The 9,741-nt window shown below is 63.6% G+C and carries 11 protein-coding genes; all 11 read left to right on the forward strand.

Annotated elements, in window-relative coordinates; all coding sequences use genetic code 11:
- The first annotated feature begins 2 nt into the window (after positions 1 to 2).
- Positions 3 to 824, forward strand: coding sequence for an ABC transporter ATP-binding protein (locus Q8L50_RS08275; protein ID WP_305348187.1), 822 nt, complete (start codon positions 3 to 5; stop codon positions 822 to 824).
- An 11-nt stretch (positions 825 to 835) separates the two neighbouring features.
- The gene (locus Q8L50_RS08280; RefSeq protein ID WP_305348188.1) at positions 836 to 1,057 is read left to right on the forward strand and encodes a DUF4089 domain-containing protein; all 222 of its coding nucleotides are present in this window, start codon (positions 836 to 838) and stop codon (positions 1,055 to 1,057) included.
- Positions 1,054 to 2,451 (forward strand): AtzE family amidohydrolase, encoded by a 1,398-nt coding sequence (locus tag Q8L50_RS08285; RefSeq protein ID WP_305348189.1) that lies wholly within the window; start codon positions 1,054 to 1,056, stop codon positions 2,449 to 2,451. Before Q8L50_RS08280 ends, Q8L50_RS08285 begins: the two co-directional genes overlap by 4 nt.
- On the forward strand, positions 2,451 to 2,825 hold the full coding sequence (hpxZ, locus tag Q8L50_RS08290) for an oxalurate catabolism protein HpxZ (RefSeq protein ID WP_305348190.1): 375 nt from the start codon (positions 2,451 to 2,453) through the stop codon (positions 2,823 to 2,825). The genes Q8L50_RS08285 and hpxZ overlap by 1 nt, the downstream gene beginning before the upstream one ends.
- A gap of 58 nt (positions 2,826 to 2,883) precedes the next feature.
- Entirely contained in the window at positions 2,884 to 3,990 is a 1,107-nt protein-coding gene (locus tag Q8L50_RS08295) for a BMP family ABC transporter substrate-binding protein (RefSeq protein WP_305348191.1), read from the forward strand.
- A 70-nt stretch (positions 3,991 to 4,060) separates the two neighbouring features.
- A complete protein-coding gene (locus Q8L50_RS08300; protein ID WP_305348192.1) occupies positions 4,061 to 5,167 on the forward strand; it encodes an ABC transporter permease in 1,107 nt (368 codons plus the stop codon).
- Complete coding sequence (locus Q8L50_RS08305; protein ID WP_305348193.1) at positions 5,164 to 6,084, forward strand: ABC transporter permease; 921 nt, start codon at positions 5,164 to 5,166, stop codon at positions 6,082 to 6,084. Before Q8L50_RS08300 ends, Q8L50_RS08305 begins: the two co-directional genes overlap by 4 nt.
- Before the next feature lie 16 nt (positions 6,085 to 6,100).
- A complete protein-coding gene (locus tag Q8L50_RS08310) occupies positions 6,101 to 7,144 on the forward strand; it encodes a formamidase (protein ID WP_305348194.1) in 1,044 nt (347 codons plus the stop codon).
- Between the two features lie 12 nt (positions 7,145 to 7,156).
- Positions 7,157 to 7,846 carry a cysteine hydrolase family protein gene (locus tag Q8L50_RS08315; RefSeq protein ID WP_305348195.1) on the forward strand — a complete coding sequence of 230 codons (690 nt, stop codon included), beginning with the start codon at positions 7,157 to 7,159 and terminating at the stop codon, positions 7,844 to 7,846.
- Positions 7,847 to 7,856: 10 nt separating this feature from the next.
- On the forward strand, positions 7,857 to 9,491 hold the full coding sequence (locus Q8L50_RS08320; protein WP_305348196.1) for an ABC transporter ATP-binding protein: 1,635 nt from the start codon (positions 7,857 to 7,859) through the stop codon (positions 9,489 to 9,491).
- The coding region (locus Q8L50_RS08325) for a hypothetical protein (RefSeq protein ID WP_305348197.1) at positions 9,488 to 9,741 on the forward strand (254 nt) is incomplete at its 3' end. The genes Q8L50_RS08320 and Q8L50_RS08325, both read left to right, overlap by 4 nt.

Genomic DNA, 9,741 nt, shown 5'->3' on the forward strand with positions numbered 1-9,741 from the left:
CCATGACTGAAGTTCTTAACGCCCCAGTGTTTGCCGATGTACCTGTGCCGAGCTTTCAGCCTGGTCCGGCTGGCACTCACATCACCATTCGAGGCCTGACCAAATATTTTGCCGGCTGGCCGCTGTATGAGGACTTCAACCTCGACATTCCCAAGCACAAGATTGTCTCGGTGTTTGGCCCCAATGGATGCGGCAAGTCCACGCTGATCAACATGATTGCCGGGCTGGTGCCGATTGATGCCGGCGAAATCCTGTTCGACGGCAAGTCCCTGAAAGACACCAAGATCGGCTACGTCTTCCAGAACTACCGCGAAGCGATGTTCCCCTGGATGCGCACCATCGACAACATCGCCTATCCCCTGAAGCTGGAGGGCAAATCCAAGGCCGAGGTGGACAGACGCATGGCCGAGCTGGTGGCCTCGTTTGACGTGAAGTTCGACCTCAAGCGCTACCCGTATGAACTCTCGGGCGGGCAGCAGCAAACCGCGTCCATCATGCGGGCGTTGGCGCCCAAGCCCGAGGTGCTGTTTCTGGACGAGCCGTTTTCTGCACTTGATTTCGAGATGACGCTGTTCATCCGCGAAAAGCTGCAGGAGGTTTTCATGCAAACCGGGACCACCATGCTGCTGGTGTCGCACGACCTTGAAGAAGCCGTGTATTTGGCCGATCAGGTGCTGCTGTTGACAAAGCGGCCCACGCGGGTTGCCGAAATCCTGCCCTATGGCGACCCCCGGCCGCGCACCGTGGACACGCTGTCTGAGCCCGGCTTTGTCAGTACGAAAAAACGCAGCCTGGAGATTTTCCAGCGCGAAGTCAGGCGTTGAGGAACCCGTCCATGACCGATCAAGAAGTTCTGAGCTATGTCAAGGCCGCGTCTGTGGCGCTGGGCCTCACGCTGGACGAAGCCCAGCAGCAACGCGTGGCGGTGCATCTGGCCCGCACGGCGGGGATGGCTGGGCAGCTGACCGCGTTTGGGCTCACGGTAGCCGACGAGCCGGCCGAAATATACAGTCCTTTGCCGTTCCAGGCCTCATACAACCTGCGCGAGCAGCTATGAAAACAGGAGCGCTTGAGGGCCTGGCTGTGGTGCGTGCCATCGCTGCGGGCGAGCTCAGCGCCGCCGAGGCGCTGCAGCAGGCCATCGACCGCATCGAGGCCACGGACGGCCAGGTCAACGCTTTCACTGGCCGGAGTTTCGCCCGGGCCCGCGCTGAAGCCGCGGCCGTGGACACCAGACGCGCACGCGGCGAGACCCTGCCACCGCTGGCCGGGCTGCCCTATGCAGTAAAAAACCTGTTCGACATTGCCGGGGGAGTGACGCTGGCTGGCTCCACCATCAACCGCAGCAACGCACCCGCTGCCGAGGATGCGGTGCTGGTTCAGCGCCTTCGGGCGGCCGGCGCGGTGCTGGTGGGTTCGCTCAACATGGACGAATACGCCTACGGGTTCACCACCGAAAACACGCATTACGGCCCGTGCCGCAACCCGCACGACCGCACCCGCATTGCGGGGGGGTCGTCGGGCGGCTCCGGCGCAGCGGTGGCCGCAGGGCAGGTGCCGCTGGCTCTTGGCTCGGACACCAATGGCTCGATCCGTGTGCCGGCATCCCTGTGTGGTGTGTGGGGCCTCAAGCCGACCTTCGGGCGCTTGTCGCGCCGTGGCACTTACCCCTTCGTTCACAGCCTGGACCACCTCGGCCCGCTGGCTGACAGCGTAGAGACGTTGGCGCTGTCTTACGACGCCATGCAGGGCGCCGATGCTTTGGACCCGGGCTGCCACGCGCTGCACGTGCAAGCCGTGAGTTCTGTCCTTGGCACCGGCGTACAGGGCCTGCGCATCGGCGTGCTGGGGGGCTATTTCAGCGATCACGCGACCCCCGCAGCGCGTGCCGCAGTGGCCAGCGCAGCGGCCATACTCGGCGCGAACGATTCGGTCGAATGGCCCGATGCGGCGCTTGCGCGCGCGGCAGCATTCATCGTTGGCGCCAGCGAGGGGGGCACCCTGCACCTGAACGACTTGCGTACCCGCGTGACCGAGTTCGAGCCACTGTCGGTGGACCGCTTTATTGCCGGTGCACTGCAGCCAGGCGCCTGGTATGTGCAGGCACAGCGCTTTCGCCGCATCTACCGCGACAAGGTCAATGCCCTGCTGCGCGACTGGGATGTGCTGCTGGCGCCTGCCACCCCGGTCAGCGCGCCAGAGATCGGCACCGAGTGGCTGGACATCAATGGCACGCAAATGCCCTGCCGGCCCACAGTGGGTTTGCTCACACAGCCAATTTCCTTTGCGGGTTGCCCCGTGGCTGTGGCGCCGATGTGGCCCGACGGTACAGGCGGCATGCCGATTGGTGTGCAACTGATCGCAGCACCATGGCGCGAAGATCTTTGCCTGCGGGCAGCCGCAGTCTTGCAACGGGCTGGAGTTGCCCACTTGCGAAAGGCACCCTTGTGATGGACGTCAATCTGCCCGAGGTGCTGGCCGAAGTCACGGCCGTGTTCGAGCGTTATGAGCAAGCGCTGGTCAGCAACGACGTGCCGGTGCTCGACGAGCTGTTCTGGAACAGCCCGCACACGCGCCGCTATGGGGCTGGCGAGAACCTGTATGGTTTTGACGCGATCCAGGCGTTCCGCGCCAGTCGACCTGCACAAGGTCTGGCGCGCACGCTGCTGAAGACAGCCATTACGACTTACGGTCGTGATTTCGCCACGGCCGACTGCGAGTTCCTGCGCGAAGGCAGCAGCAGGACCGGCCGGCAAAGCCAGACCTGGATGCGTACGGCAGAAGGCTGGCGTGTGGTGGCCGCCCATGTCAGCCTGCTCGCATGAATGAATGACTTTTTCGGTTCCCTTCAGCACTTCCTCAACTTTACCCACGGAGAAACCTATGATCACCCCTAACTTCAATCGCCGCGACACCCTCAAGTCTCTGGCTGCGCTGAGCGCTGCGGGGCTCAGCCCGCTGGCCTTTGCGCAAAAGCCCATCACGGTGGGCGTGATTTATGTCGGCCCGCGTGACGACTACGGCTACAACCAGGCCCAGGCCGAGGCCGCTGCGGCGCTGAAAAAAATGCCTGGCGTGAAAGTGGTCGAAGAAGAAAACGTGCCCGAAACCGCGGCGGTGCAAAAAACCATGACCGGCATGGTGGCGCAGGACGGCGCGTCGCTGGTGTTCCCGACTTCGTTTGGTTATTTTGATCCGCACATGCTGGCCGTCGCCGCGAAGTTTCCGGAGGCCCGGTTTGCCCATTGCGGCGGCATGTGGACCGACGGCAAACACCCGAAGAACACCGCCAGTTATTTTGGCTACATCGACGAATGCCAATACCTCAACGGCGTGATCGCCGGCCACATGAGCAAAAGCGGAAAGATCGGGTTTGTCGCCGCCAAGCCGATTCCGCAGGTGCTGCGCAACATCAATGCCTTCACCCTCGGTGCGCGTTCGGTCAAACCCGGCATCACCACCAGCGTGATTTTTACCGGTGACTGGTCCATGCCCGTCAAGGAAGCCGAAGCCACGAACAGCCTGGCCGACCAGGGCGTGGATGTGTTCACCATGCATGTGGACGGCCCCAAGGTGGTGGTCGAGACCGCCTCCAAGCGCGGCAAGATGGTCTGTGGTTACCACGCCAGCCAGGCCAAACTGGCGCCCAATGCCTACCTGACGGGTGCCGAGTGGAACTGGCTCACCGCCTACACCACCTTCATTGAAGCGGCACGCAGTGGCAAGCCGCACCCCAACTTCATCCGCGGCGGCTTGAAGGAAGGCTACGTCAAGATGTCGGCCTACGGCCCCATGGTCACCGACGCTGCGAAGAAGCAGGCAGACGGCATCAAGGCGCAGATGGTGGCCGGCAAGTTTGACATCTTCAAGGGCCCGCTCAAGGACAACAAGGGCGGCGTGGTGGCTGCGGCCGGCAAGTCGTACAAGCAGACCGATCTGGAACTGGAAAAAATGAACTACCTGGTGGAAGGGGTGATTGGTTCCATCTGAAGTTCCGTTCGCCCTTAGCCTGGCTAAGGGCCATTGGCTTCGACCAGCTCAGCCCGAACGGTAAAACCCCATGCGCAATTCCCTCGCCAGCATCTTCCTGCCGATAGCCGCCATCGCCGCAGCCTTGCTGCTGTTCGGTGTGTTTGTGTGGTTTGCCGGTGTCAACCCGGTCGAGGTCTGGCTGCTGCTGTTCAAGGGCGCTTTTGGCGATTGGTACTCGTGGCAAAACACCCTGCAGCGCGCCGCGCCGTTGATGCTCACCGCCCTGTGTGTGGCCATTCCGGCGCGTGCCGGGCTGGTGGTGATAGGGGCCGAGGGTGCGCTGGTGCTGGGCGGGCTGGCCGCGGCGGCGCTGGCGCACGCCGTGCCCCTGCCGGCCAGCAGCGTCGGCACGGTGATGGTGTGTCTGGCGGGTGCGCTGGCTGGGGCGGTGTGGATTGCGCTGGCCGGCTGGCTGCGCCAGTACCGTGGCATCAATGAAACCATCAGCAGCCTGTTGCTGGCCTATGTGGCCATCGGCTTGTTCAAACACCTGGTGGAAGGGCCGCTACGCGACCCGGCCAGTTTGAACAAGCCCTCGACGTTTTCGCTGGCCGAGGGTTTGCGCATCAGTGGCATTGCAGGGTCCGACGTGCACTGGGGCCTGGTACTTGGCGTGCTGGTGTGCCTTGTGGCAGGTCTGTGGCTGCGTATTACACCGTCTGGTTTTGCGGTGCGTGTGGTTGGCGGCAACCCGCGTGCGGCCCAGCTGGTGGGGTTGCCGGCTTCGCGCCTGATTGTGCTGGCCTGTGCGCTCGGTGGCGCCTGCGCCGGTCTGGCAGGTGCGGTGGAAGTGGCTGCCGTGCATTACAGCGCCAACGCATCGCTGATCGCGGGTTATGGCTATGCCGGCATTCTGGTTTCCTTTATCGCGCGGCACCAGCCGGTTGCGGTCATTCCGGTCGCCATCGTGTTCGGCGGTTTTGGTGCAGCGGGCAGCCTGCTGCAGCGCCGGTTGGGTCTGCCCGATGCCTCAGTGCTGCTGCTGCAGGGCATTGCCTTTGTGCTGATTCTGGCCAGCGAAGCCTTGCGCGACACCGACTGGAAAGCGCTGTGGGCACGGGTGGTGCGTGTCGCCGGACCGCGTATCGCCGTTGCCGTTCCGCCGCGTGCCCAGGCCAACGAGATCACGCCATGACCGCCGATCAGCTCCTCATTTTTCTCGCCGGTATCGCCGGCGGTGCCTTGCGCGTGGGCGCGCCCTTTCTGTTTGTCAGCCTGGGCGAATGCCTGACGGAAAAGTCCGGGCGGGTGAACCTGGGCCTGGAAGGTGTGCTGGTGCTGTCGGCCATGGCGGCCTTTGGGGGTTCTTACCTCAGTGGCTCGCCCTGGATAGGTGTGCTGGCTGCGGCCGCCACGGGCGCGCTGCTGGCCACGCTGCACGGTGTGCTTTGTTCGCTGCCGCGTGTCAACGATGTTGCCACCGGTATCGCCCTCATGTTGCTGGGCATGGGGCTGGCGTTTTATCTGGGCAAGCCGCTGATCCAGCCGCAGGCGCCGCAGCTGCCCTTTATTGCGCTGGGCAACTGGAGCGACTCGGCTGCTGTGCGCTCGGCCTTGCAGGTCAACGCGCTGCTGCCGATTGGCCTGGCGATTGCGCTGGCGCTGTGGTGGGCCTTTGCCAACACCCGCGCCGGCCTGCTGGTGCGTTTGGCGGGTGACTCGGCCAATGCCACCCGGGCGCTCGGTTATTCGGTGTCGGCCATCCGGATTGCAGCAACAGCCGGTGGCGGCATGATCGCCGGCCTGGGTGGCGCCTGCCTGACGCTGTTTTACCCGGGCAGCTGGAACGAAGGCATCTCCAGCGGCCAGGGGCTGATTGCGGTGGCACTGGTGATTTTTGCGCGCTGGAGCCCCTTGCGCTGTGTAGGCGCCGCTTTGCTGTTTGGCGGCGCCGGGGCAATTGGCCCGGCCCTGCAGTCCATAGGTGTGGGCTGGGGCTACCACCTGTTCAATATCGTTCCCTATGTACTCACCTTGCTGATTCTGGTGATCACCTGCCGTCCGGGCAGTGCGGTCAGCGGCAGCCCGGGCGAGCTTTCTTCCCGGCAATAAGCTTCAGGAGCCAGACGTGACAGGATTAGGCGGACTCAACAAATCGGCGCATGGCGTGGTCATGGGCCTGGTGCAGCTGCAACTGCCGGTGGTTGAAACACCTGCGCAGCTCGCCGCGCAAACACAGCGCATCTGCGACATGGTGGGCAAGGCGAGGCGCAACCAGGCCACCATGGACCTGGTGGTGTTTCCGGAGTACTCGCTGCATGGCCTGTCGATGGACATCAACCCGGCCATCATGTGTTCACTCGACGGCCCGGAAGTGGCCGCCTTCAAGCAAGCCTGCGTGGACCACAAAATCTGGGGCTGCTTTTCCATCATGGAAGCCAACCCCGGCGGCAACCCCTACAACAGCGGCCTGATCATTGACGACACGGGTGCCATCAAGCTGTATTACCGCAAACTGCACCCCTGGGTGCCGGTCGAACCCTGGGAGCCAGGCAACCTCGGTGTTCCGGTCTGCGACGGGCCGAACGGCAGCCGCATCGCACTCATCATTTGCCATGACGGCATGTTTCCTGAAATGGCGCGCGAGGCCGCTTACAAAGGCGCAGAAGTCATCATCCGCACCGCCGGCTACACCGCGCCGATTCGCCACAGCTGGAAAATAACCAACCAGGCCAATGCCTTCTGCAACCTGGCCGTGACCGCCAACGTGTGTATGTGCGGCAGCGACGGCAGCTTTGACTCGATGGGCGAGGGCATGTTCTGCAACTTTGACGGCACGGTGCTGGTCGAGGGCAGCGGGCGGGTCGATGAAATCATCACCTGCGAAGTCCGGCCCGATCTGGTGCGCGAAGCGCGTATCGGCTGGGGTGTGGAAAACAATATGTACCAGCTGTACCACCGGGGTTATGTGGCGGTGAAGGGCGGTGCCCAGGACTGCCCCTACACCTATATGCACGACATGGCGGCCGGCACTTACAAGCTGCCGTGGCAAGTGGCGGTGACCGACGGCAGCTCCTGCGGCTTTGAGGCACCCACACGTATCTACAAGGGGCCTGAGGCGCATCCGCTGGAGCCTGATTCGCCGGCCATGCCTTTGAAGAAGGCCGCCTGAGGGCGAAGCAGCATGCAGCGTTTCATTCAAGCCAACCCTTATGCCTGGCCCTACAACGGGGACTTGCGGCCAGCCAACACCGCGCTGCTGGTGATCGACATGCAGACCGACTTTTGCGGCGTGGGCGGGTACGTGGACAAGATGGGTTACGACATCTCGCTGACACGCGCGCCCATAGAACCTTTGAAGATAGTGATGGCCGCCATGCGCACGGCAGGTTACAGCGTGATGCACACACGTGAAGGCCACCGGCCAGACCTGAGCGACCTGCCGGCCAACAAGCGCTGGCGCTCGCAGCAAATTGGCAGCGGTGGTGTCGGCATTGGTGACGACGGCCCGTGTGGCCGTATTCTGGTGCGCGGCGAGCCGGGCTGGGAAATCATCCCCGAGCTGGCGCCGCTGACCGGCGAGGTGGTGATCGACAAACCCGGCAAAGGCTCGTTTTACGCCACCGATCTGGAGATGGTGCTGCGCACGCGCGGCATCAGCAACCTGATCCTGGCCGGCATCACCACCGACGTCTGCGTGCACACCACCATGCGCGACGCCAACGACCGGGGGTTTGAGTGCCTGCTGCTGTCGGACTGCACCGCCGCCACAGACCGGGGCAACCACGAAGCTGCGCTGAAGATGATCACCATGCAGGGCGGGGTGTTCGGCGCGCACACGACCTCGCAGGCTGTGCTGGACGGCTTGCTTTGAAAGCATTGCCATGACCATGCACGTCGACCCCATGCCGCTGCCCACGGGTGCCATGGCGCTGGAAACCTACGAGTTGACCAAACGTTTTGGCAGTTTCACCGCGCTCGACCATGTGACCATGAAAGTCGCGCCCGGGTCCGTGCATGCGTTGCTGGGTGAAAACGGGGCCGGCAAAAGCACCCTGGTCAAATGCATCGCGGGCTTTCACCGCCCCGAGGAAGGCAGCATTCTCACCGACGGACGCGAGCACGAGATCGCCAATCCGGTGGCGGCGCGGGCACTGGGTATTGGCATGGTGTATCAGCACTTCACCCTGGCCCCGGGCATGACCGTGGCCGAAAACCTGCTGCTGGCCAGTGGCCAGATACCGGCTGTGATCGACTGGCGCGCCAAACGCGCTGAACTGAAGGCCTTTCTGGCCCACACCCCTTTCAGCCTGGACCTGGACGCTCGGCCCTCCGAGTTGGCTGCGGGCGAGAAGCAGAAGCTGGAGTTGCTCAAGCAGCTTTACCTGCGGCCTCGCCTGCTGATTCTGGATGAGCCGACGTCGGTGCTGACGCCGCAGGAAGCCGACGAGGTGCTGGGCCATGTGCGCGAGTTCGCGCGCAGCGGCCTGTGCACGGTGCTCATCATCACGCACAAGTTCCGTGAGGTCATGGCCTATGCCGACGACGTGACCGTGTTGCGCCGGGGCAAGGCCGTGCATCACACCGCGGTGGCTGTCACCGGCCCGGCGCCGCTGGCCCGGGCCATGATGGGTGAGGCTACAGCTGTCGCTGGCAGCCATGAGGCCAAACCCTCAGAGGAAAATACGGCCCCAGCCCTTTCGCTGCCTGCGCAAACAGCTATTAAAAACATAGCAAATGATGGTTTGACTCCGACCTTGCAGGTACAGCAGCTTTCGGTCATGGGAGACCGTGGAACGCTGGCGGTGCGTGGGCTCAGCCTGCAAGTCGCGCGCGGCGAGATCCTGGGTATCGCTGGCGTCTCTGGCAATGGCCAGCGCGAGCTCGTGGAAGCCCTGGTCGGACAGCGCGCGCGGGCGGCCGGAACGGTGACGGTGCAGGGCCAGCCTTATGCCGCCCGGCGCGAAGAAAACCACCGCCTGCAGGTGCGCAGCCTGCCCGAGGAACCGCTGCGCAATGCCTGTGTGGGGGATCTGTCTGTGGCCGAAAACATGGCCTTGCGCGACTTTGACCGCCCGCCGCTGTGTCGTGGCGGGCGTCTGCACTTCAGTGCCTGGCGCAGCCGCGCGCGCGATTGGATCGCCAGCTACGGCATCAAGACCCAGGGTGAAAACGCGCCGATTCGAAGCCTGTCCGGAGGCAATGTGCAGCGCGCGGTGCTGGCGCGCGAACTGGCCGGAGAGATCAAGGTGCTGATCGCCGCGAACCCGGTGTTCGGTCTGGATTTTGCGGCCGTGAAAGAAATCCACACCCGCCTGCGCGGCGTGCGCGACCAGGGCGCTGCGGTGCTGCTGATCAGCGAGGACCTGGATGAGCTGCTGGAGCTGGCCGACCGCATCGTGGTGATGAGTGAAGGGCAGATTGTGTTTGAAACTTCCGCTGCGGACGCCGAGCGGCATGTCCTTGGCGCGCATATGGGTGGGGGGCATCATGCGCCTGTGCTGGAGCGTGCCGCGTGAAGCCGGGCTCCGTCTTTGGCTGCGATGGCATGCAAAGTCTGCTTGCAACTGCTGTTCAGGTTGGGCTTGTTGAAGCGTTCTTCGATCCGGCGTTTGTGGATCGCCAACAAGCCGGGGGTTGCCCGGCGGCAAGTAACTTTCTTTTGCGTCGCTGTATGGACAGGAGACATGGGAAACAGGTGTGCGAGGACATAGGAAACACTTCTTGCTTGCGATCAACGCAAGGAGAGGCCCATGCCCTGGCAACCGA

The sequence above is a fragment of the Polaromonas sp. genome (genome assembly GCF_030680935.1).
Lineage (GTDB): Bacteria > Pseudomonadota > Gammaproteobacteria > Burkholderiales > Burkholderiaceae_C > Polaromonas.

Excerpts from the sequence above, each read along its gene's own strand:
- Q8L50_RS08275 (WP_305348187.1), top strand. The coding sequence starts at position 3 with ATGACTGAAGTTCTTAACGCCCCAGTGTTTGCCGATGTACCTGTGCCG.
- Q8L50_RS08280 (WP_305348188.1), top strand. The coding sequence starts at position 836 with ATGACCGATCAAGAAGTTCTGAGCTATGTCAAGGCCGCGTCTGTGGCG.
- Q8L50_RS08285 (WP_305348189.1), top strand. The coding sequence starts at position 1,054 with ATGAAAACAGGAGCGCTTGAGGGCCTGGCTGTGGTGCGTGCCATCGCT.
- hpxZ (WP_305348190.1), top strand. The coding sequence starts at position 2,451 with ATGGACGTCAATCTGCCCGAGGTGCTGGCCGAAGTCACGGCCGTGTTC.
- Q8L50_RS08295 (WP_305348191.1), top strand. The coding sequence starts at position 2,884 with ATGATCACCCCTAACTTCAATCGCCGCGACACCCTCAAGTCTCTGGCT.
- Q8L50_RS08300 (WP_305348192.1), top strand. The coding sequence starts at position 4,061 with ATGCGCAATTCCCTCGCCAGCATCTTCCTGCCGATAGCCGCCATCGCC.
- Q8L50_RS08305 (WP_305348193.1), top strand. The coding sequence starts at position 5,164 with ATGACCGCCGATCAGCTCCTCATTTTTCTCGCCGGTATCGCCGGCGGT.
- Q8L50_RS08315 (WP_305348195.1), top strand. The coding sequence starts at position 7,157 with ATGCAGCGTTTCATTCAAGCCAACCCTTATGCCTGGCCCTACAACGGG.
- Q8L50_RS08320 (WP_305348196.1), top strand. The coding sequence starts at position 7,857 with ATGACCATGCACGTCGACCCCATGCCGCTGCCCACGGGTGCCATGGCG.